The organism is uncultured Hymenobacter sp. (genome assembly GCF_964242765.1).
In the GTDB taxonomy this organism is placed as follows: domain Bacteria; phylum Bacteroidota; class Bacteroidia; order Cytophagales; family Hymenobacteraceae; genus Hymenobacter.
This window is the reverse complement of sequence record NZ_CAXTBM010000004.1, coordinates 43,252-63,409: the sequence shown is the minus strand read 5'-3', so window position 1 is coordinate 63,409 and position 20,158 is coordinate 43,252. Positions and strand designations below refer to the sequence as shown.

The following is a 20,158-nucleotide window of genomic DNA, read 5'->3' as shown; positions in this document are numbered from 1 at the left end:
TACAAAGCTAGAGCAGCCAGCAGCCTAAGAACTTGCTGCAATCAAACCAATGCTTGCAAAAATCAAACAGTGCGTATTGCCGATGGCGTAGTGCCTGCTCGTTTCTTGAAGAAGTTGCTGAAGTGAGCCGGTTCCTCGAAGCCCAGCGAATAGCTTATTTCCGCCACGTTCCAGGTGGTATGTTTGAGCAGGGCGTGGGCTTCCTGCACGAGGCGGTCGGCAATGAGTTGGGAGGTGGTTTTGCCGGTTACTTCCTTCAGGGCCCGGTTCAGGTGGTTGACGTGCACGGCCAATTGGCCGGCAAAGGCGTTGGCGCTGCGTAGCCGCACCTGCTGCCCCGGCGACTCAATTGGGAATTGGCGCTCCAGCAACTCCGTAAACAGTGAGGCAATGCGGGTGGCCGCACTGCTGTCTTGGTAAAGCGTGGCGGCTGGTTGCAGCTTCATGGCGCTGTGGACCAGCTCGAACACGTAATTGCGCAACAAGTCATACTTGAAGGTGTAGCTAGATTGAATTTCCGCGAACATCTTCTCGAACAGTTGCTTGCAAGTTGTTAGCTGTGCGTCGTTCAGGGCGTAGAGCGGTTGGCCGCCGGGCTTGAACACAGGCAGATCCAGCGCCCCGGCGGGCAAGTGGCGTTGCAGGAAAGCTTCCGTGAAGATGCAGAAGTAGCCCGTTTGCTGGTCGTCGAGCGGTTCCCAGTCGTAGGGCACCATGGGGTTGGCAAACAGCAGCGCGTGGCCTCTGACTTCCACCGTTTTATCGGCGAAGTGGTAATTGCTGCAACCCGTCACGAGCGTGATTTTGTAGAAGTCTTTGCGACTGTAAGGCAGGTGGCAGGCTTTCGGCCCAACGAAATCATCGAGCCGGAACACGTTGAAATGTCCGATGTCCTGCTTCAGGTTTTCGGGTAGCCAGTGAATCTTGCTTTGATAGAATTCTTCGAGACTAACAGGCTTCAACATAAACCAAAGTTACGTAATTCAAACGGTAGCAACTTCCTGCTGCTTTCCTGGTATCTATACTGCACTCTACTGCCTTGGTTTTTTCAGCTTCGTTTCCCGCTTATGCCTACGACAACCATTCCCAAGAAACTCCTGGCCCGCCAGCACGAAATAACCGCCGATTTCCTGCGCGCCGTGGACCAGCACCTGGCCGATGTGGTGGCGAGCCGCGCCATTGAAATGCTGGAAATCCGAGACTTTGCCGACCAGCTCCATATTCATCCTACGCACCTGAGCAATACCCTCAAGCTTGCCACCGGCCACTCGCCGTGCTACTACTTCGAGGCCCGCATCATGGACGCGGCCCGGCAGCTACTGCGTGACACCAACCGGCCAGTAGCGGATATTGCCGCCAACCTCACCTACGACCCCTCCAACTTCACCAAGTTCTTTAAGCGCTTTGAAGGCTGCACGCCCAAGCAGTACCGCGAAGCAGTATGGGAACAGCAACGCACCGCCGCAGAATCGGAAACTGTCACCATTTAAACTGAAGCTCTCACCATGTTTCGAGCGGTACAGGTAGCCACCTTTGTACGGTCATCTTAACCCCTTGAAACTATGAGCACCAACAAAATAGCCCTTGTGACTGGCGGCAGCCGCGGCCTGGGCAAAAACATGGCCCTGAGTTTGGCCAAAAAAGGCATCAACGTTATCCTCACTTACCACAGCCAGCAAGCCGAGGCCGAGGGCGTGGTAGCCGAGATTACCGCGCAGGGCCAGCAGGCCGTGGCTTTGCAACTCGATGCCGCCAATGTGCAGGGCTTCGACGCTTTTTTCGAGCAGGTGAAGGCCGCGCTCCGCAACACTTTCGACACCGACAAGTTTGATTTCCTGATCAACAACGCCGGAACAGCCTTGTATGCTCTGTTTGCCGACACCACCGAAACTCAGTTCGATGAGATGATGAACATCCACGTCAAGGGCCCGTTCTTCCTGACGCAGAAGGCCTTGCCGCTACTCAACGATGAGGGCCGTATTATCAACATCTCGTCGGGACTGGCGCGGTTTGCCAACCCTGGCTCCTCGGCTTACGCCAGCATGAAGGGTGCCATTGAGGTGCTGACCCGCTACCAAGCCAAGGAATTGGGCGCCCGTGGCATTGCCGCCAACGTGGTAGCCCCCGGCGCCATCGAAACTGATTTTGGCGGCGGTAGGGTGCGCGACAACAAGGAGATAAACGAGCACCTGGCTGGTGTTACGGCGCTCGGCCGCGTAGGCCTACCCGACGACATCGGGGGCGTGGTGGCCTTCCTTTGCTCGGAAGATGCCAGATGGGTGAATGCCCAACGCCTCGAAGCATCGGGCGGCATGTTCCTGTAGGGCTTGTGTTAGCTCGCTGATGGCGACGTAAAAACAGCGCGCCTGTACAGCAAACACGCTGTACAACAAAGCCCCTCATCTAGTAGCAGATGAGGGGCTTTTCTGTTTATTCAATGCTGGCAACCAGCGTGTTTAGAAGCGGAACAGCGGCCGGGCGGGGTTCCAGTTGCCGAGGCCCCACGGAATCATGAGCAGCACGAGTACCAGCGAGATAGTGAACCAGATGAACGCCTTCTTGTGCTTGACCACCGCATCGGTGGCTTTCTTGGACACGCTACGACCTATTTGGGCAGCAGCCCACGCCAAAATCATGACGGTGATGTGCTCGACGCCCCAAAAGCGCGCAATTGGGTCTTTCATGGCGCCGGCCACTTTCATGCCTTGCAGCCCTACGGGGCTCAGCACAAAGTACAGCAGCAAACCTAATAGCAATTGCAGGTGCATCGAGCCCACGAAGGCCGCCCCCATGCCATTATCGGCTCCCACCCAAGCGCGGCGACCTTGCCAGCCACCAAAAGCGCGGAAGATGGCAAGCAAACCGAAAATAAGCACCAGCCAGCGAGACCAAGAGTGCAGAACAAGTACAACAGAATACATAAGAAAGAAAAAGTGGTTGAAAGCGGCAAAGGTAAATCACGGATGACAACCAGCTTGCGTAAGGCGCCCCAACCCAACTGAAAATAGTGGCATCAGTAAGCGAATCCACCGGCATTCCGAGCATTGGTCAAGCAATAACGCAACGCGGAAGCGTGCTCGCCAATGCGCAGAAACCAGGTGAGCCAACGCCGGGCGCTAGAAGAGCAAAGGCGCCTTGTTGTGTTTGTGTCCTTCAAACGTGAAGCCTTTCTCGCGCACAAACAGCTCGTCTTCCTGCCGCAGAATGGTGATGTTGTTGATGCTGATCTTGAGGTTGAAGGTCTGCTGGTTGAGGTATTGCAGCACGGGGCCGAGCAACTCGGGCGTGGTATCGTGCAGGGCCAGCGAGATGTGCGGGAGCCAGCAATCGGGGCCGCTGAATTTGTCGGTGCGCAAGCAGAGCGGTTTGGTGGCTTGCAGAATGCGTTGGTGCAGGTGGTTGAGCTCGTCGGAGCGCAGCACCGGAATATAAATAACCGGATTGGGACCCGGAAACAGCCCCAAGCCGGTGGTATGCACAACAAAAGGGTTGGTGTGGCGGGCTACGTCGCGCAGCACTTGGTTGAGAGCCGAAAGCTTGCGCACTCCTGCCAACTGGTACGTAATGTGCGGATCGGCGGTGGCCTGCACATCGTCGAGCCCAAATTCCGTTTCCAAACTCTTGATGATGCGGTTGATCCGGTCGGCGTTCTGCGGATTCAGCAGGGAGGTTATTGCAAGCATCGGGCCTTCAAAAGCAAGTTCGAGAACGAGGTGGAAAGTGAAGCGGGGTGGTTCTTTTGTTTGCTGCGCGCGGCAAGATACTGGTGCGCGGTTTGGATGCAAAACGCAATTCACTGATTCTCAGAGGAGAAGTACACATGGCGTTGGCTACCCTGGCTACTTGCCGGGCTCTCAGCCTGCTCTTTAACTGGAAATTCCTACACTTGGTTGGAAGCGTTTTGCAACTGCCGGGTGAACTGCTCGCTTTGCCCGCGCGGAATACTCAACGTTTGCCATTCCGCGCCGCGCCGTGCTTTGGCTTGTAACACAATCTGGCCCACGTGGTAGGCGTAGTGCGTTGCCTGCCGCTGCACAGCCGCTAGCACTGTATGCGCTTCACCGCGAATCGTGACGGTTCGTAGCAAATCAGTGGGTTGCAGGGCGTCGAGCAAGTCGAAGAGCAAGAGCCAGGCATCGGCCCATTGGGTTTGCAGCGTTGCTACGACTTCCGGCGAGGTGGGCTCCACGAATTCCTGGTCGCGCTGGCGATTGGGCTTTTCCCCGTCCGAACTCAGGAAATGAGTGAAGCGGGAATTAAGATTGCCCACCATGTGCTGCACAATCACGGCAATGCTGTTGCACTCGGGGGCGGGTACGTGCAGCCAGTCAGTTGGCGAAAGTTGGGCTAGGGCCCGGTCGGCCAAGGATTTGTAGCTGCGGAAGCTATGGCGGAACGAGACAAGAAGAGCTTCGGCAAGCAGGGCGGTATCGGACATGGCAGCAGGAGCAAGAAGTGATTTTTCTTTCGTGCATGAGCGCGCTGTGCCGCGGTTGTGCGTTGCCGGAGCGGAAGCACACTGGCAGAATGCGGCAGCGAGTGCCAGTGAAGGTAGCCAAGGTAGACGTAATGCGGGATAAGCTCGGCAGCCTCACCAGGGAAGCGTAGTAGGAGAGTGGCCGATAACCCCAACCATAACCGGCCAGTTTATCGTAAGCGCAGGCCAGCCCTTAGCCGTGATAGACTCTTCCTTTCCTCCTGTTCGCGAAGTTTCCCGTTCGTCGGGCCCGAAGCCGTGGCTGCGGGCAGGAGTATGGCTATTGATCATCTTGCTGGCGATAGTAAGCATCGGCTTGGTTTTGCTCGATTCTTGGCTGCGCCACACCTTGGAAAAGCAAGCAAGCAAGGCCAGCCAGGGCCAGTACCGCTTGGTTATCGACGACTTACGCACGCATTTGTGGTCGCGCACGGTGGTGGTGCGCGGCGTGCATCTGCGCTCAGTTGCTGCCGCACAACAAAGGCAGAAATCCAAGCTGCCTGCTCTTTCTTTCGACCTACCCCAACTGCGCGTAGCCGGAATTGGGGTGCTAGCGGCTCTGCGGCGGCAGGAAGTGCCGCTGGATAGTGTAGTGCTAACTGGCTTACAGCTACAGCTAGGCGAACTGCCGCCCACCCCGCCAAACAGTGCCACGAAACCTCTTCACCAGCGCCTGCCGCTGGGGCTCCCAGGGCTGCGTGTGGGCTACGTGGCGCTGCGGCACCTGAAAGCGCGCTACAACAACTCCCCGCAAACCCAGGCGCAGGTGGAGCAGGCCACCCTCACAGCTCAGGATGTATACCTAAGCGCCACCGGGGCCGCCGACACCACGCGGCTCGGTTACGCAGCAACGGTAGCAGTGGAAGCGCGCACCGTGCTGGCGCGGGTAGCAGGCCATGTGCTACAACTGCGGCATGGGGCATTTTCTTCCGCTAGCCAGCGCCTCACGCTGGATTCCGTGCGACTCGTGCCCTTGCAAGCCGTCAGCAACCACCGCACCCGCAGTGCGCGCGCCGACATAACTCTGCCTCACCTCGAACTGACCGGCTTACGGGCGGCAGGCTTGCAACGGGGCCGCTTCCATGCCGACAACTTGCACCTGGCAGGCCTGCATCTGCTGGCCACAATGCCCGCCGTACCGCCGCCACCGTTGCACGAGGTAGTGGGGCCATATTTGTCCAGCTTTCGGTTGAGGCAATTGCGCGTTACCAGAGCAAAGATGCAACTGATGGGGCAGGAGCTAGCGCCGGCCGTGCAAGACGTGTACCTTACTGGTACCAACATCCGCCTGCAACCCGACACCCGAGGCCAACTCTACTACGCCCGCGCCTGGACCCTGCGCACCGGCCAGGCGCGCCTCCGCCTCGATGCGCCTTATTATCGATTGGTGCTTCAAACTATACACGCCGATACCCGCCGGCTTTTGTTGAAGCTTGAAAACGTGGCAATGGCACCTACCATGTCGGTAGCGGCGTTGGCCCGGGGCAAGGGGCATCAGTCGGCGCACGTGCGGGTGCGGGTGCCCCGTATGCAGGTTAGCGGGCTTGACATCGAGGCACTGCTGGAAAAAGGCAGCGTGTTGGCCCAGCAACTGGACGTGACCAAGGCGCGGGTGGTAACGGAAAGCGACGGTCGGTTTGCCATCAACCCCAAGCAGTCGGTGGCGACGCCCGACGCCATTGGGCGGCTACCGTTCCGGGTGGATGTGCGCCAAGTACGCTTCCGCGACCTAGGCATCCGGATGAGCTACCGCTCCCCCCGAAGCGCCCAGCCTGGCGTGCTGGCCATGCAGCAGCTCACCGGTACGCTTGCCAACGTCAGCAACGACCCGCGCCGCATGAGCGCCGCCCGCCCCATGACCGCGCAAGTGACGGGCCGGGTGCAGCAACTGTGCGCCGCCCAGCTCAGCTTGCGCGCCAATGTGCTCGACCCTAGTGGCGCCCATACCCTCAGCGGCCAGTTCGGAACCGCCCCCCTAACTATGCTCAACCCGATGATCGTGCCAACCCGCGGCCTACGTCTGCGTAGCGGCGAAATCGAGCGTGTACGCTTTCAAATGCAGCTTGACCGCCGAATGGCACAGGGTACTATATGGGCGGCGTACCACGGCCTCAAGCTAGAACTGCTGAACCGTGAAAACCGCCCCGGCATCCTTCACCGCGTCGAAACGTCGGTGGTTAACGGAGTTTTCCTCCGCGACGACAATCCCCGCAAACCAGGAGAAGAGCTGAAGCCCGGAAAGGTGAAGTCCAGCCGGGAACTGCGCTACTCGGTGTTTTCCCTGTGGCGGCAAGGGTTTGTGAGTGGCATGCTTCACAGTGCTGGCGTGCCGGCGGGGCTGGCCAAGAAGCTGAGCGAAAGTGAGTAGGACCGAGAATCGGCACCAAGCACTACCTTTAATTTCTTTAACCTGAACAATTGAGGCGTTAGCTGCCTTATGTTTCTGTTCAGGTCTACGATTTACTTTTTTGCGCCTACCTATTTCCTTTATGGCTGTTCTTGCCTTTTTCGTGGCGCATTGGTATTTGTCGCTCTTCACCCAAACCTTTTTTCAGCACCGCTACGCCGCGCACAAGATGTTCACGATGCATCCAGCGTGGGAGCGGTTCTTCTTTGTGTTCACGTTTCTGATGCAAGGCTCTTCGTTTATGTCGCCGCGCGGCTATGCGCTGCTGCACCGCATGCACCACGCCTACTCCGACACCGACAACGACCCGCACTCCCCGCACAACTCCAGCAATGCTTTCACCATGATGTGGAAGACGCGCACCGTGTACCAGGAGGTGTTGCAGCACCGCTCGGAGGGGGCCAAGCGCTTCGAAGACCATATGTACCCCGAGTGGGTGCTGCTCGAAAACTTCGCCCACCGCTGGTATGCCCGCGTGGCGTGGGGCGTGTTTTACATCGGCTTCTACATCTTGTTTGCTACGGCGTGGTGGCAGTACCTGCTGCTGCCTATCCACTTTATGATGGGGGCCGTGCACGGCGCTATTGTCAACTGGAGCGGGCATAAGTACGGCTACCAAAACTTCGACAACCACGATAAGTCCCGCAATTCACTGTTCTTCGATTTCCTCACGGGGGGAGAATTGTTCCAAAACAACCACCACAAACTGCCGCTGCGCGTGAATTTCGGGGTGAAATGGTGGGAGCTAGACCCTACCTATCCCGTTATCTGGACGTTAGACAAAGTGGGCATCATCCGCCTGAAACGCCGGGTCGTTGCAACCGCCAAGGCTTAGGCCAGGCAGAGCGTAGGCTGGTAGAGTAGAAGCAGGCACCAAACCGGGGTTCAGCCACCCTAGAGCGCTAAAAGTGGCAGATTTTTGATAGCGCCAAAAGGCAATAAGTGTACTTTTGCTTTTGCTAGGAAGAGGCCGCTTTGGCGGTGCTTTTCGGGAGCCAGTTGGCTACACTTTGCTATTTGTAACCTTCTGCGTCTATTTTCAAGCTCAACTAGCTGCTACCGAATAGCAAGCAGCGAGTGATAGTATAGGAGCAGGAAATAATTGGCTTATTTATTGTGCCCATTCATTAGCAAACGTAGTTTGGACGTAACCTTTTCGACGTCCGAAATCGTACTGGTCTTCACTTTCCCCCTCTTTGCACTAATTTCCTGTATGTCTGAACTTCTATTTGACATCAACCTGCAAGAGATGCCCGATGATTATTTGAATGGGGAATGGTGTGTGGAAGATCGGATACTGAACCGGAATGATCCAGACAGCCCGTTGGCCCGTGCCACCAAGTTTTCTTTGCAGCCTGGTAAGTTGCAATTGCATGCCCCCGATGCTCAGGATTCGGGTCAATGGAGCATGGAGCGCGATAGTTTGCTTAATCGACCCTATTTAGAACTGCAACTGCTCCAAGAAGAAACTCGGGCGCTGATCACGCGTCTGCGCCGCTCCACCGATGGCCTGCAAAGTCAACTCATCTTGTACTTTCAGTCGGGCATGGAAATTCAGCTTGCCCGTCCTTGCTAATTGTCGTTGTAAATGAGCACTCCCGTTTCCTCTGATCAAAGTTTGCGCCAGCAGGCTGAAGAACAATTTTACTTTCTTGCTGAATTCATTCCGCAACTGGTTTGGTTCACCGATCCTACTGGCTATCACACCTACTTCAACCAGCGCTGGACCGACTTCACGGGCTACACGCTCGCCGACAGCGTCGGGCCCGACATGTGGAACAACCTACTTCACCCCGACGATCAGCAGCGTGCCCGTCAGGTGTGGGGCCACTCCCTGGCTACCGGCGAGTTCTACGAAATAGAGTATCGCTTCAAAAGCAAAGACGGCAGCTACCGCTGGTTTTTGGGGCAGGCCCAGCCTCAGTTCAACGCGGACGGCACCATTAAGCAATGGTTTGGCACCTGCACCGACATTCACGAGCAAAAGGAAATTGAATTTGCCTTGCGTAAGCGCGAGCAAGACCTGGAACGCGCCTATGCTGACTTGGAAGTGAAAGTCACCTTCCGCAACCTAGAGCTAGAGCGAGAGGTGCAAGCTCTGCGCCAGCAGCTAGGCCAGTGACTAATTTTGTTGCCACCAAAAAAGGGCGGCTCCGATTTGGAGCCGCCCTTTTTTGTGGTGGTAGAAACTCTAAAACCGCACTCTGCCAATAACAAATTCTGCGGGGGGCGGCGTAGCGGTCATTTGGCTCAGCCGGGCGTAGAGCACGTAGCTGTCGGCCCCGACGCGGCGGGCCAGCGTGGTCGGCGACACCGATTGGGTGGCCGCAAACGTGCCCGACAAGGTGGCGCCCGCCCAGTTGTTGGTGGTGCCGATGCGAATAACCCGGTTGCCACTCACTACGGCTTGCAGCGTGTTGTTGTTTTGCAGCAGCAGCCCATCAGCGCCCGTGAAGTTGATGCCCGTGGTATTTACGCGGGTGAAGGTGGCCGGGGCGGCAACCGGCACTTTAAAGAGGCTCCCGTTGTCGCCCCGGGCTACCAGCAAATAGCCGTCGGGGTGAAACACGATGCCGTTGAGCCCAAAGGCTCCGGCGGGCGCCGCGAACTGCTGGTCGGTCAGGAAAACGGAGGCGTTGCCTTGCGGGTCTACTTTATAGATGTAGGGCGCGAAGCTGTCGGTGACGTAGGCGTTGCCCGCGTTGTCGACGGCTATGTCGTTGGCAAAGTGCCGAGGGGTATTGGTGCCGGGAGTTAGATCGACATTGAAATTAAGCTGGCCGTTGTCGCGGTTGTAGCTAACCAGCCGGGCCACGTTGCCAGCCATAGCGTTCGAGGAAGCCACCAGTACGCGGTTGCGGCTCTCATCGAGGTTGATACCCACGGCCGACGTGATGATACGGGTGCCGCTGGCAGTGGTGCTGTTGGCCAGCACGGTGTAAGCGCCGGCATCCGTTACCCGCCCAATGTTGCCCGTGCTAAGGGAACTCACCAGAAAGCACTTGTTTTTGGCGTCGTACTGCACGCCCTCCGGAAATAAGCCGGCCTGCGTGAAGGTAACGAGTTCTGGGACGGCCGGGGTACTACCCTGGTCGTCATCGTCGGCGCAGGAAACGGCCAGTACGCCGCTTAGTAGCAAGGCAGTGGCCGTGGCAACTCGCCGGAACGGAAATAAAAAGACAGTCGAAACAAGCATAAAAAGAGTGGATTAGGTGAAGTATGTACCTACTCGAATACGAAGTTGGTTACTGTTCAGGTGTACACAATTGTGGGAAGCGGGCTAAGCAGGCAAATAAGTTGCGCCAGGCTAGAGAGGCCGCAAACATCTAGCCGTGTCTACCGTTTTGGCTGTAGCTTTCTGTTCTTCTGCTATGCCTGTTCCTGCCAAGCTCACCAAGGGCAACCTGCCCACCAAAATCTGCCTTACGTGTGGTCGGCCTTTCGAATACCGCAAGAAGTGGCGCAACTCTTGGGGCGAGGTGAAGTATTGCGGCGAGAAGTGCCAGCGCAACAAGGTGAAAACCAAAGACGAAACGGCGCCGCAGTAGCATCGCTCGAAACGATTTCCGAGGTCTGCTACCAACTTATTATGGAGGCGCACTAGCTTCCGCAAGCAAGCATTGCCTATTTTGCTGCCAGAGTGCTTCTAGAATACACGCGCCCTGCTGCTCTGCTAGTGTTATGAATTTGTTTGTTGTTGGTGATGTGCACGGGTGCTACCACACCTTTCTGGAGTTGTTGCAGAAATGGCGGCCCGAAAAAGAAATCCTGATTCAACTCGGCGACCTGATGGACCGCGGCAACTTCGCGCCTGAGTGCGTGGGGCTGGCAATGGAGCTAAGCGAAAAGCATCCCGAGCAAACCGTTTTTCTGAAGGGCAACCACGAAGCCGGTATGCTGGATTACTACAGTCCCGACCACGTTCCAACTTCCTGGCTGGAGTGGGGCGGCCGTCTGACGGTGGCTCAGTACGAAGCCCAACCCGAGTTGCTGGCCCCGCACTTAGCCTGGATCAAACAGCGGCCCTTGTTTTGGGAAAACGATTATGTATTTGCAAGTCACGCCGGCATTGCCGATACCCTCGACCCGTTCGACGAAAATAATTCGGACGGCGTGTTGTGGTATCGGGGGCAGCTGCGCAACATCGGCAAGCTCCAACTCATTGGGCACACGCCCGTCCCCTACAGCGCCTTCGTGGTTGATGCCGTGGCGAATTCGCTGAACCTGGATACGGGCGCTGTCTACGGCCATTCCCTGACCGGCGCCCGCATTTCGGCGACGGGCAAAATTCTCAAGGTTATTTCAGTGCCTACTCATCCGGAGGATAGTTTGCGGGTGAAGTAAGAGAAATACGGTTGGGGGTTTATCTTACAACAAAAACGACTCTCTAATGAACAGAAGGCTTTTCTTGCGGAACGGTTCCTTGGCCGGCTTTGCGCTTACCACTTTGGGCACCACGGCCTGCACCACCGAGGCCACTACCAAGCCGCTCACCGGCACCACCGACGAGGCAGCCCCCACTCCCGATTCCTTCGAGCTAAACGAAGCCACCGTTACTGGGCTGCAAGAAAAGATGGCCAACGGCCAACACACGGCCCGCTCCCTCACCGAGTTATACCTGAAGCGCATCGACGCCCTCGACAAAGCCGGCCCCAAACTCAACTCGGTAATCGAGGTCAACCCTGACGCGCTAACCATTGCCGATGCCCTCGATAAGGAGCGCAAAGCCGGCAAAGTGCGCGGCCCGCTGCACGGCATTCCGGTGCTAGTCAAAGACAACATCGACACCGGCGACCAGCAACAAACCACGGCGGGTTCCTTGGCTTTGGCTGGCCACAAGGCTGCGCAGGACGCTTTCATTATCAAGAAGCTACGCGAAGCGGGTGCGGTGCTCCTCGGTAAAACCAACCTGAGTGAGTGGGCCAACTTCCGCTCGACGCGCTCCACAAGCGGCTGGAGCAGCCGCGGCGGCCAAACCAAGAATCCCTACATCCTGGACCGCACGCCGAGCGGCTCCAGCGCCGGGTCGGGTTCAGCCGTGTCGGCCAACCTGTGCGCCGTGGCCATCGGCACCGAAACCGACGGTTCTATCGTGTCGCCGTCGTCGTGCTGCGGGCTGGTAGGCATCAAGCCCACGGTAGGGTTACTGAGCCGCAGCGGCATCATCCCTATTTCCGCTACCCAGGACACGGCCGGCCCCATGACCCGCAACGTCCGCGACGCGGCCATCTTGCTCGGCGCCCTGGCCGGCCAGGACCCTGCTGATGCCATAACCAAGGAAAACACCGGTAAGATTCAGGCCGACTACACCACGTTTCTGAAAGCTGACGGCCTCAAAGGCAAGCGGATTGGGATTGAAAAACGGCACCTCGAAGGCGCTTCCGGAGCCATTCCGCTGTTCAAGCAAGCCGTGGAGCTGCTCAAGGCCCAAGGCGCCACGGTGGTAGAAGTGGAGGTAGACAAGCCCTGCGACGCCCTCGGCGAAGCTGAATATGACGTGCTGCTCTACGAGTTCAAAGACGGCGTGAACAAGTACCTGGCCACCGCCAACACGCCCGTCAAAACCCTGGCCGACGTTATTGCCTTCAACACCCAGAACAAGCCCAAGGCCATGCCGTTCTTTCAGCAAGAAATTCTGGAAGCCTCGCAGAAGCTGGAAGACCTGAGCAGTCCTAAGTACCAAGCGGCCCTACGCAAGTCGCACCTAGGCGCCCGGCAGATTCTGGATGCTGTCCTTAGCAAGAACAAACTCGACGCCATCGTGGGCATCACCACCGGCCCTGCCCGCGTCATCGACCTGATTAATGGCGACGCGGGTGGCGGACCCGGTTCTTCGTCACCGGCCGCCATGGCTGGCTACCCGCACATCACCGTCCCGATGGGCACCGTCAACGGCCTGCCCGTTGGCTTGTCGTTTGTAGGAGGCGCGTACACGGAAGGTCCCTTGCTGACGGTGGCCTATGCCTACGAGCAAGCGTCTAAGAAGCGCATAGCGCCGCAATTCCAGCCACCATTTGTCGGATAAAAGCGGTTATTCCGAGTGGAGCGAGAAATCGGAATATGCTGCTTAGCAGTATTCTCAGATTCCTCGCTCCACTCGGAATAACCGCTTTTTTAATGCTACTTATCCTCTTCTGTGGATTCGTGGGGGGCTTTGCTGGTGCTGGAAGATGCACTGCCGGAGCCGCCCGCATCTTCGTCGTCCAGGTTTAGCTCGTAGCCGCCGGTTCCGTAGGTGGGGCGCCCGCTTGATTGGCCAACTACGCCGGCATCCTGCTTGCCTTGCGCGGCATCGGCCTCACGGGTGCCTTCTGGGTCGTCGGGAGCGGTGGTTTGGTTTGGGTCGATTGCCATAGCAGAAAAAGTAAGAATGATGAACGCTCCCTTATACGGCGCCTTTGCTGCGAGTAGCCACCTACGGCACGTATTGCTCGGCCAGGCTGGTGACGATGCCCTGCTGGGTTTCCACAACGAACGGGGACAGGAACAGCACTTTCGGAACGTTGGCCTGCACCTTGGCTGGAGAAGCCGGAAACCGTTCTAGCCCGTTTTCTCTACTGCGCCAGAACGTGAACGTGGCCTCTTCAGCCAGCCGCAGCGTCCGCAGCTGCGGGTTGTCGTTGATGATATAATGTTCGTCGAATACCGAATAGATGGTATCACCATTCACCACTTCCTTTTGCGCGTCGCCCTTGCGCCGGGCCGCTGCTACGGCTGCTTCGCCGCTTAGGAACTGGATGTAATCAACGGTCACGTAGTAGCGCCCGCCTTCTTGGTAAAAGCGGCGGATGTAGCCATGGTTGCGGCCCGTTTCACCCACGGTTTCGGTGGTCGAAGATTCACCTTTAATGTCAGCCGGAATGGTTTCCACTAGCCCTCGGCCCAACGATTCGCGCTCGGTGGAAGTGCAGGCGCCGAGTACTGCAAGAAAGATAAACGGGAGGAAAGGCTTCATGCCGAAATGTACGAGGTTGCTGTATCCGCTAGGCGAGGATGGCCGCTACGTCCTACGCGGCGAATTCTCTATACGCCGGTCTGATTCCGGAGACTACGCTGCCGAAGATGCAGATGGAGTGGGCGGAGGTATTTGAGGGGGTGTAAGGCAGAGAACTATGTAGGTTATAGAGATTGGTTAATGCGATTTGTGCGGTTTCGCCAGCCTCTCTTCTCTATCAATCGGACGTTGCACTCATCCTTGAGTTGGAGCAGATAAGACAAGAGCAGTAATAGCTCATCGTCTGGCTGCCCGTGGTACTCATTAGGATAAATGGCATTGCCGTAGTTTCTTTTGGCCTTGGCAGGAGTGTCATCAACTATCAGCACTCTGTTCAAGTCGTAGCCCCGGCGCCGTAGTTTCTTAAGTATTTTCACATAGTCATAGTGGCTATGATAGTCGGCGTGCCCGGCTTCTTCGAAAGCTGCGTTATTGAAACAATACGTGCAGCGGCTACGACCCCAAATAAAATCCAGAGACATAGAAGCTGGGATGATGCGTTTGGCTACTTCTGCCACGTAATCGTCGGAAGCCGACGACCAAATGGCTAGTCTAAAATGCTGGCTGCAACCGATCAAAAATTCTGTTAGATAAGGCCGTTGATAGATATGATAATCAAATAAGTAAAAGTCAGCTGGCCGGTCTAATTCCTTTATTGAAGCGTAGATTAGTGTTTCATCTAAGTCTAAGATGAGTAGTATTTTGTCTTGCGTATTCACATCAAGTTCATGGTAGGTTTGTTAATTTCTCGTTCCGCTTCAGCTAGATAGGTCGTACCTTTGCTGCTTCAAAGCAAAGTAGGATGATTTCGATTAGCGACCTAGATTTCCATTTCGGCTCCCGTACGCTCTACGACAAAGCCAACCTTCATATAAAGCCCAAAGACAAAATCGGCCTGATTGGCTTGAATGGTCGGGGCAAATCCACGCTGTTGCGCATCCTGGTGGGCGAGTACAAGCCCGACGGTGGCAGCATTTCGATGAGCAAGGACGTGAGCCTGGGTTTCCTCAACCAAGACTTGCTGAGCTACGATTCGCACGAGCCAATTCTGATAGTAGCCATGCAGGCTTTTGCCGAGGCGCTGGAAGTGCAGAAGAAGATTGACGCGGTGCTGCAAGAGTTCGAAGCCAATTACACCGACGACCTGGTAGAGAAACTGGCCGATTTGCAGGAGCGCTTCGAGTCGCTGGGCGGCTATACCATGCAGGCCCGCGCCGAAGAGATTTTGGAAGGCCTTGGCTTCACCACCGAGGAATTACAAAAGCCGCTGAAGCTGTTTTCGGGTGGCTGGCGGATGCGCGTGATGCTAGCCAAAATTCTGCTTCAGCAACCCTCGCTGCTGTTGCTCGACGAACCAACCAACCACTTGGACTTGCCGAGTATCAAGTGGATTGAAAACTATTTGGCCGGTTACGAAGGCGCCGTTATCATCGTGTCGCACGACCGGGAATTCCTGGACCGCACGACCAACACCACCGTGGAAGTGACGGGCGGCAAGCTGGTGCCGTACGCCGGCAACTACTCGTTCTACCTCGAAGAGAAGGAAGAGCGTAACGCCATTCAGAAAGGGGCTTTCGAAAACCAGCAAGCTCAAATCAAGCAGGCCGAGCGCTTTATTGAGCGGTTCAAAGCCAAGGCCAGCAAGGCCAAGCAGGCGCAAAGCCGCGTGAAGATGCTCGACAAACTGGAGCGCATCGACGATGTGGCCGGCGACGATGCCAAGGTGAACATCAAGTTCAACTTCACCGTGACGCCTGGCCGTCACATCTTGCGCATGGAGCACGTAGGCAAGAAATACGGTGACAAGATTATCTTCCGCGACACCCACGTGCACATCGAGCGGGGCGACAAAATTGCCCTGATTGGGGCCAACGGCAAAGGCAAATCCACGTTGATGCGGCTCGTAGCCGGTCAGGAAGCGCCCACCAATGGCAACCACCAGTTGGGCCACAACGTCATCATGTCGTTTTATGCGCAGCACCAGTTGGAAAGCTTGCGCATCGAAAACGAGATTTTGCAGGAAATGAATGAAGCCGGCTCGAAGCGCACCGAAATGGAGCTGCGCTCGGTGCTCGGCTCGTTTTTGTTCACCGGCGAGGAAGTGTACAAGAAAATCAAGGTGCTCAGCGGCGGCGAGAAAAGCCGTGTGGCGCTGGCCAAAACCCTGATTTCAGAAGCCAACTTTCTGCTCCTCGACGAACCGACCAACCACTTGGACATGCAGTCGGTGAACATCCTGATTCAGGCTCTGGACCAATACGAAGGCACCTACATCGTCATCAGCCACGACCGGTTTTTCGTGGAGAACGTGGCCAACAAGATCTGGTACATCGAAGACTATCAACTCAAGGAGTACCCCGGCACCTATGCCGAGTACGAGTTGTGGCAGGAAGACCGGGAAAAAGCCGCCAAGAAAGCGGGCCTGCCTTCGCCTTCTACCCCTAAGCCGCTGCCGAAGGAGGAAAAGAAAGTAGAAGCCGCGCCCGCCAAAACCCCGTCGCCGGACCAGAAAAAGGCTCTGAAGGAGTTGGCCGAGGTGGAAAAGCAAATCGACGAGCGGGAAAAAGAGCTGGCTGTCTATGAAAAGCAGTTGGCCGACCCGCAGATCTACCAAAACGCCTCCCAACTGAAGGACGCCACGCTCAAATTCGAGCAAGTGAAAAAAGAATTAGTCCAACTCAACGACCGTTGGGAAACGCTGGCGGAGATGTAGAGAATCATCGCGACGCAAAAGCCCCGCCCGAAAAGCTTCGGGCGGGGCTTTTGCGTCTGCTACAGCCGACGACGGACAGGTATTGCCGATGGTTGGGTATTTATTGTACGTCTAGCCCGGTTACTGAAGTGCAATTTCAGCACTAAATTTCAAGAGGTTTACTGATGTGCAAGAGTTTTGTTAGACCGGACAAAAGCTGATAGTAATATGCAGCCGATTAGTCCAGCGTCCCACCCAACTATTGGCAATACTTTTGTTGGCTGAAGTTCCCTTCAGCAGGCCTTTTATTCTTCTTGTTCAGTTCTAATTAACGTTTTTAACTGCTCCGCCATTTTCGGTGTTACCGATACGCCGTGCGCTTCCTGTGCATGTTGGGCTGCTAGATTTAATACTTCTTCTTCGCTGTTGGCACGAATAATACCTTCACAGTTGAAGCCGACGTCTCGGCAATGCAATATTTTCATAGTTTGTAAATGGTTGGTTTATTGGAAAAACAATTTAATAGCTGAACATCTTGTCGCTTTCAACTGATGAATGAACAGGCACGTTTTAGGTGTAAATTTTGGTGGGTCTGATGCTGACGTGGCTTAATAGGATATGCTATTTAATATAATATTTATTTATATGAATATATAAAATAGTAGTAAAATGTCAAAGTTTCCTGATATAATTTCAAACCTGTACACCCATAGTGAGAGCTTAACGAAAGCTTGCATACCACTAAGTACACCAGCTACAAGCTTCAACAACGTTCAATTTTAAGCCACTCTACCTCGCTGGGACTGCACCTACCCGCATAAGAAAACGGCAGAGCACTTGGCTGGAGGCGCAGAAAAGCCTGTCGTACCGAGATTGTCTCGGTACGACAGGCTTTTAGTGTAAAACTCGCTTCACTTCAATACGCCACCTCCCGCGCGTCTGATAAGGACTTGATGAAGGCAATAATGGCCTGCTGCTCGGTCTTAGTCAGATTCAGCTGGTCTTCGGCCAGGGTTTGGGTTGGTACGGCTAAGCCCATGCCGGCCCCGCCGCCTTTGTTGTAGAAGTCCATTACCTGCTCCAGCGTTTGGTACACGCCGTTGTGCATGTAGGGCGCGGTAAAGGCGGCGTTGCGGACGGTGGGGGTTTTGAAGGCATGCTTCTGATGGGCAATGCCATAGAGCAGGAATTTGCCTTGGTCGGCGTCTAGCTTGGGGTGCAGCGTATCGGCGGTGGCCGGGACGCCCAGCACTTCGCTTTCGGTTTTGTCGTAGAGGGGCGGCACGGTGCCGTTGAACAGGGGCATGTAGTGGCAGGTGCCGCACTGCGCTTTGCCCATGAACAGGTTGAAGCCGAAAACTTCCTGCGAGCTGAGCACGGCGGTGTCGCCACGGAGGTACTGGTCGAAGCGGCTGTTGAGACGGACCAGGGAGCGGACATAAGCGGCTACCGCGCGCCGAATGTTACGCTCCGTGAGGGGTTGTTTCTCGGCGGTGAAGGCCTTGGCGAACAGCTTGGTATAAGAACCTTTTTTGCGCAGCAGCGCGGGCGCCTCCTGTAGCTGGCCGCCCATTTCGGCTTTGTTGGACACCACGGCGTGGACTTGGTCTTCCAAGTAATGCACCCGGCCGTCGTAGAACTGGTCGGGTTGCAGGGCGGCGTTGAGCAGGGTGGGCGTGTTGCGTTCCAGTCCAGCATCGGCCAGCAAGGAACTGTTCACCTTGAGGCCATCGGTGTAGGCGCGGCCGGGTACGTGGCAGCTAGCGCACGAACGGCCCGCCTTGCCCGACAGCACCGGCTCTTTAAATAATGCCTCCCCCAAGGCTAGTATCGCCGGTGTGGGCGCGGCGGCATCGGCGGGCGCGAAAAAGGAAGCGTCGAAGGCATCGGCCACAAAATAGCCAGCTGCATCGGCGCGCACGGCGCGGCGGGCGGCCACAAACGGAATGTGTAGCTGCACCTGCGCCTGCCGGAGCGCCGCCAGCGCCGGGTTGAAATTGCGCACAAAGAACCGGGCCCGGTCGAAGCTATTGAAGTCTTGATTGGGCGCCGCCACGGCGGCCGTGCTGCGTTCCAGTTGCGTAATCAAGGCCTGGGGCACATCAAACGGAGCCACTACTTCTCGGCTCGACTTCAGCGTGACGGCCGCTTCTGGCAACGATGCATGAGCCGCCGGCGAATCAAAGCCCGATACGCCTTTGGCCGCCAAGCGGTACAAATTGAGTCGCACGGCGTCGAATACCTCGGCGTCGGAGAAGGCTAAGTAGGGAACTTGCTGCTCTAAGTGGCGCACCTGATACAGCAGGTTGTCTAGCTCCTGATGAATCAGGTCCCGATTGGCGCGGGTATCGGGGGCGGCGTACACGTATTCTTCCAGCACCTGAAAGCCGGTGGGCGGAATAACTTCGCCTGGCTCGCCCGGCTCGGTTTCGGGCAAGGCCGCACCGTTGATGCGCGAGGCGGCGTGCGGATAGTAGTACTCTACCGCAAACTCCAGGTGCTTGTATTCCGCTCGGCAGGCAGCAAACTGCGTCTTTAGAGCGGTAGCATCAACTTGATAAGTAACTTCCTGGAAGTGGGCCAGGGCAGAGTGAAGCTGGCGGAGGTGGCTGCTGTAATACTCCTTCACTTGCTCGGTTGGCGTTTTGCGCAGCACAGCAAACGAGAACAGCAGCACCGCCAATCCGAGCAGCAGCGGCCGGCCGACCACTTGAAAACGAGAACTGGGAATCTTCATTGGAAATAGAATTTCGCGTTCGGCAGCGCAGCTTCTGCTTGGCGACGGGCTTCCGGCGTGAAGGCATTCTGCTTCACGATAATCGTTTTCAGTTTCTTAAGCTGGGCGATGGAGCGGGGCAGCGCCGTTAGCTGATTGTCGTTGGCAATCAACATTTCCAGACTGCTGAGCTTGCCAATGCTTTTGGGCAGACTCTTGAGCTGGTTGCCCGACAAAATAAGAATCTTCAAATCCTGGCAGTCGCCGATACTGGCCGGCAACTGCTCTAACTGATTGTTGCTGACGTTGAGCTCCTGTAGTTTGTGGAGCGCGCCAAGTTGAGAAGGTAAATTTTGCAGCTTGTTGTCGTTGAGGTACACGTAGCGCAGTTCGCGCAGGTTGCTCATGGAAGCGGGCAAGAAAAGCAGTTGGTTGTGTGAGGTATCGAAGTATTGCAGCTGCGTTAGTTTCCCGAGTTGCTCCGGCAACGAGGCAAAGTTGTTCCAGGCACAAACCAAGTACCGCATGCTGTCCAGGCCACCGATGCTGGGCGGGAGTTCGGTCAGGGAATTCTGGTCGATTTGGAGCTGCCCCAGCCGGTGCAGATTGCCGATGCTAGCTGGCAGATCGAGCAGGCTGTTTTTGTTCAGGAACAGCACCCGCAGACTATCGAGCTTCGTGATGGCCTCGGGTAGATGGCGCAGGTGGTTTTCGTGGGCGTAAAGGCGTCGTAGCCGCGGCAACTGCGCTAGGGTAGGCGGCAGCAATTCCAGGTTCTGGCCCCGCAGGTTCAACTCCCGAATGCAACTTGGTCGGCTTAGCGCATCAGGCAAGGTGAAGGAAGCTGAGGTAGCACACGGCCCGGATTGGGC

General features: G+C 56.4%; 21 protein-coding genes. 10 read left to right on the top strand and 11 right to left on the bottom strand.

The window, feature by feature from the left end; translation table 11 throughout:
- Window positions 1-62: 62 nt before the first annotated feature.
- Window positions 63-965 carry a helix-turn-helix domain-containing protein gene (locus ACFE7X_RS02695; protein WP_375434119.1) on the bottom strand — a complete coding sequence of 301 codons (903 nt, stop codon included), beginning with the start codon at window positions 963-965 and terminating at the stop codon, window positions 63-65.
- 102 nt (window positions 966-1,067) lie between these two features.
- Between ACFE7X_RS02695 and ACFE7X_RS02690 the strand changes: the two genes are divergently transcribed.
- Together ACFE7X_RS02690 and ACFE7X_RS02685 are read left to right on the top strand one after the other, a co-directional pair.
- Complete coding sequence (locus ACFE7X_RS02690) at window positions 1,068-1,490, top strand: helix-turn-helix transcriptional regulator (protein ID WP_375434118.1); 423 nt, start codon at window positions 1,068-1,070, stop codon at window positions 1,488-1,490.
- A gap of 72 nt (window positions 1,491-1,562) precedes the next feature.
- Window positions 1,563-2,324, top strand: a complete 762-nt coding sequence (locus ACFE7X_RS02685; protein ID WP_375434117.1) for an SDR family NAD(P)-dependent oxidoreductase — start codon at window positions 1,563-1,565, stop codon at window positions 2,322-2,324.
- A gap of 132 nt (window positions 2,325-2,456) precedes the next feature.
- On the opposite strand, the gene ACFE7X_RS02680 is transcribed toward ACFE7X_RS02685, so the two are convergent.
- The 3 genes from ACFE7X_RS02680 to ACFE7X_RS02670 all read right to left on the bottom strand — a co-directional run bounded on the left by ACFE7X_RS02680 (window position 2,457) and on the right by ACFE7X_RS02670 (window position 4,438).
- Window positions 2,457-2,921: a hypothetical protein gene (locus ACFE7X_RS02680; protein ID WP_375434116.1), complete on the bottom strand. Its 465-nt coding sequence runs from the start codon at window positions 2,919-2,921 to the stop codon at window positions 2,457-2,459.
- 195 nt (window positions 2,922-3,116) lie between these two features.
- The gene (locus tag ACFE7X_RS02675; RefSeq protein WP_375434115.1) at window positions 3,117-3,683 is read right to left on the bottom strand and encodes a 2'-5' RNA ligase family protein; all 567 of its coding nucleotides are present in this window, start codon (window positions 3,681-3,683) and stop codon (window positions 3,117-3,119) included.
- A gap of 197 nt (window positions 3,684-3,880) precedes the next feature.
- Window positions 3,881-4,438 (bottom strand): DUF1572 family protein, encoded by a 558-nt coding sequence (locus ACFE7X_RS02670; protein ID WP_375434114.1) that lies wholly within the window; start codon window positions 4,436-4,438, stop codon window positions 3,881-3,883.
- Window positions 4,439-4,676: 238 nt separating this feature from the next.
- Between ACFE7X_RS02670 and ACFE7X_RS02665 the strand changes: the two genes are divergently transcribed.
- From ACFE7X_RS02665 to ACFE7X_RS02650, 4 genes are all read left to right on the top strand, one after another.
- A complete protein-coding gene (locus ACFE7X_RS02665) occupies window positions 4,677-6,845 on the top strand; it encodes a DUF748 domain-containing protein (protein WP_375434113.1) in 2,169 nt (722 codons plus the stop codon).
- Window positions 6,846-6,966: 121 nt separating this feature from the next.
- A complete protein-coding gene (locus ACFE7X_RS02660; RefSeq protein WP_375434112.1) occupies window positions 6,967-7,719 on the top strand; it encodes an acyl-CoA desaturase in 753 nt (250 codons plus the stop codon).
- A 378-nt stretch (window positions 7,720-8,097) separates the two neighbouring features.
- On the top strand, window positions 8,098-8,460 hold the full coding sequence (locus ACFE7X_RS02655; protein ID WP_375434111.1) for a hypothetical protein: 363 nt from the start codon (window positions 8,098-8,100) through the stop codon (window positions 8,458-8,460).
- Window positions 8,461-8,472: 12 nt separating this feature from the next.
- The gene (locus ACFE7X_RS02650; protein ID WP_375434110.1) at window positions 8,473-9,006 is read left to right on the top strand and encodes a PAS domain-containing protein; all 534 of its coding nucleotides are present in this window, start codon (window positions 8,473-8,475) and stop codon (window positions 9,004-9,006) included.
- Window positions 9,007-9,075: 69 nt separating this feature from the next.
- Here ACFE7X_RS02650 and ACFE7X_RS02645 read toward each other — a convergent pair whose 3' ends face one another.
- Window positions 9,076-10,080, bottom strand: coding sequence for an SMP-30/gluconolactonase/LRE family protein (locus ACFE7X_RS02645; RefSeq protein WP_375434109.1), 1,005 nt, complete (start codon window positions 10,078-10,080; stop codon window positions 9,076-9,078).
- A gap of 175 nt (window positions 10,081-10,255) precedes the next feature.
- Here ACFE7X_RS02645 and ACFE7X_RS02640 point away from each other — a divergent pair, with 175 nt between their 5' ends.
- The 3 genes from ACFE7X_RS02640 (at window position 10,256) to ACFE7X_RS02630 (ending at window position 12,909) form a co-directional block, all read left to right on the top strand.
- Window positions 10,256-10,432, top strand: a complete 177-nt coding sequence (locus tag ACFE7X_RS02640; protein ID WP_375434108.1) for a DUF2256 domain-containing protein — start codon at window positions 10,256-10,258, stop codon at window positions 10,430-10,432.
- Between the two features lie 133 nt (window positions 10,433-10,565).
- Window positions 10,566-11,228 carry a metallophosphoesterase family protein gene (locus tag ACFE7X_RS02635; protein WP_375434107.1) on the top strand — a complete coding sequence of 221 codons (663 nt, stop codon included), beginning with the start codon at window positions 10,566-10,568 and terminating at the stop codon, window positions 11,226-11,228.
- 46 nt (window positions 11,229-11,274) lie between these two features.
- Window positions 11,275-12,909, top strand: a complete 1,635-nt coding sequence (locus ACFE7X_RS02630) for an amidase (protein WP_375434106.1) — start codon at window positions 11,275-11,277, stop codon at window positions 12,907-12,909.
- A 95-nt stretch (window positions 12,910-13,004) separates the two neighbouring features.
- On the opposite strand, the gene ACFE7X_RS02625 is transcribed toward ACFE7X_RS02630, so the two are convergent.
- The 3 genes from ACFE7X_RS02625 to ACFE7X_RS02615 form a co-directional block, all read right to left on the bottom strand.
- Window positions 13,005-13,238: a hypothetical protein gene (locus ACFE7X_RS02625; RefSeq protein ID WP_375434105.1), complete on the bottom strand. Its 234-nt coding sequence runs from the start codon at window positions 13,236-13,238 to the stop codon at window positions 13,005-13,007.
- Window positions 13,239-13,299: 61 nt separating this feature from the next.
- Window positions 13,300-13,839: a hypothetical protein gene (locus tag ACFE7X_RS02620; RefSeq protein ID WP_375434104.1), complete on the bottom strand. Its 540-nt coding sequence runs from the start codon at window positions 13,837-13,839 to the stop codon at window positions 13,300-13,302.
- Window positions 13,840-14,003: 164 nt separating this feature from the next.
- On the bottom strand, window positions 14,004-14,597 hold the full coding sequence (locus ACFE7X_RS02615; protein ID WP_375434103.1) for an NIF family HAD-type phosphatase: 594 nt from the start codon (window positions 14,595-14,597) through the stop codon (window positions 14,004-14,006).
- A gap of 83 nt (window positions 14,598-14,680) precedes the next feature.
- Between ACFE7X_RS02615 and ACFE7X_RS02610 the strand changes: the two genes are divergently transcribed.
- Window positions 14,681-16,591 (top strand): ABC-F family ATP-binding cassette domain-containing protein, encoded by a 1,911-nt coding sequence (locus tag ACFE7X_RS02610; protein ID WP_375434102.1) that lies wholly within the window; start codon window positions 14,681-14,683, stop codon window positions 16,589-16,591.
- Between the two features lie 284 nt (window positions 16,592-16,875).
- Here ACFE7X_RS02610 and ACFE7X_RS02605 read toward each other — a convergent pair whose 3' ends face one another.
- The 3 genes from ACFE7X_RS02605 to ACFE7X_RS02595 all read right to left on the bottom strand — a co-directional run bounded on the left by ACFE7X_RS02605 (window position 16,876) and on the right by ACFE7X_RS02595 (window position 20,119).
- Window positions 16,876-17,055, bottom strand: coding sequence for a DUF1059 domain-containing protein (locus tag ACFE7X_RS02605; RefSeq protein WP_375434101.1), 180 nt, complete (start codon window positions 17,053-17,055; stop codon window positions 16,876-16,878).
- 431 nt (window positions 17,056-17,486) lie between these two features.
- On the bottom strand, window positions 17,487-19,307 hold the full coding sequence (locus ACFE7X_RS02600) for a cytochrome-c peroxidase (protein WP_375434100.1): 1,821 nt from the start codon (window positions 19,305-19,307) through the stop codon (window positions 17,487-17,489).
- Window positions 19,304-20,119 (bottom strand): leucine-rich repeat domain-containing protein, encoded by an 816-nt coding sequence (locus ACFE7X_RS02595; RefSeq protein ID WP_375434099.1) that lies wholly within the window; start codon window positions 20,117-20,119, stop codon window positions 19,304-19,306. Before ACFE7X_RS02595 ends, ACFE7X_RS02600 begins: the two co-directional genes overlap by 4 nt.
- Window positions 20,120-20,158 lie beyond the last annotated feature (39 nt).

Excerpts from the sequence above, each read along its gene's own strand:
- ACFE7X_RS02675 (WP_375434115.1), bottom strand. The coding sequence starts at position 3,683 with ATGCTTGCAATAACCTCCCTGCTGAATCCGCAGAACGCCGACCGGATC.
- ACFE7X_RS02660 (WP_375434112.1), top strand. The coding sequence starts at position 6,967 with ATGGCTGTTCTTGCCTTTTTCGTGGCGCATTGGTATTTGTCGCTCTTC.
- ACFE7X_RS02655 (WP_375434111.1), top strand. The coding sequence starts at position 8,098 with ATGTCTGAACTTCTATTTGACATCAACCTGCAAGAGATGCCCGATGAT.
- ACFE7X_RS02610 (WP_375434102.1), top strand. The coding sequence starts at position 14,681 with ATGATTTCGATTAGCGACCTAGATTTCCATTTCGGCTCCCGTACGCTC.
- ACFE7X_RS02680 (WP_375434116.1), bottom strand. The coding sequence starts at position 2,921 with ATGTATTCTGTTGTACTTGTTCTGCACTCTTGGTCTCGCTGGCTGGTG.
- ACFE7X_RS02630 (WP_375434106.1), top strand. The coding sequence starts at position 11,275 with ATGAACAGAAGGCTTTTCTTGCGGAACGGTTCCTTGGCCGGCTTTGCG.
- ACFE7X_RS02695 (WP_375434119.1), bottom strand. The coding sequence starts at position 965 with ATGTTGAAGCCTGTTAGTCTCGAAGAATTCTATCAAAGCAAGATTCAC.
- ACFE7X_RS02690 (WP_375434118.1), top strand. The coding sequence starts at position 1,068 with ATGCCTACGACAACCATTCCCAAGAAACTCCTGGCCCGCCAGCACGAA.
- ACFE7X_RS02645 (WP_375434109.1), bottom strand. The coding sequence starts at position 10,080 with ATGCTTGTTTCGACTGTCTTTTTATTTCCGTTCCGGCGAGTTGCCACG.
- ACFE7X_RS02640 (WP_375434108.1), top strand. The coding sequence starts at position 10,256 with ATGCCTGTTCCTGCCAAGCTCACCAAGGGCAACCTGCCCACCAAAATC.
- ACFE7X_RS02670 (WP_375434114.1), bottom strand. The coding sequence starts at position 4,438 with ATGTCCGATACCGCCCTGCTTGCCGAAGCTCTTCTTGTCTCGTTCCGC.
- ACFE7X_RS02685 (WP_375434117.1), top strand. The coding sequence starts at position 1,563 with ATGAGCACCAACAAAATAGCCCTTGTGACTGGCGGCAGCCGCGGCCTG.
- ACFE7X_RS02620 (WP_375434104.1), bottom strand. The coding sequence starts at position 13,839 with ATGAAGCCTTTCCTCCCGTTTATCTTTCTTGCAGTACTCGGCGCCTGC.
- ACFE7X_RS02650 (WP_375434110.1), top strand. The coding sequence starts at position 8,473 with ATGAGCACTCCCGTTTCCTCTGATCAAAGTTTGCGCCAGCAGGCTGAA.
- ACFE7X_RS02600 (WP_375434100.1), bottom strand. The coding sequence starts at position 19,307 with ATGAAGATTCCCAGTTCTCGTTTTCAAGTGGTCGGCCGGCCGCTGCTG.
- ACFE7X_RS02625 (WP_375434105.1), bottom strand. The coding sequence starts at position 13,238 with ATGGCAATCGACCCAAACCAAACCACCGCTCCCGACGACCCAGAAGGC.
- ACFE7X_RS02605 (WP_375434101.1), bottom strand. The coding sequence starts at position 17,055 with ATGAAAATATTGCATTGCCGAGACGTCGGCTTCAACTGTGAAGGTATT.
- ACFE7X_RS02635 (WP_375434107.1), top strand. The coding sequence starts at position 10,566 with ATGAATTTGTTTGTTGTTGGTGATGTGCACGGGTGCTACCACACCTTT.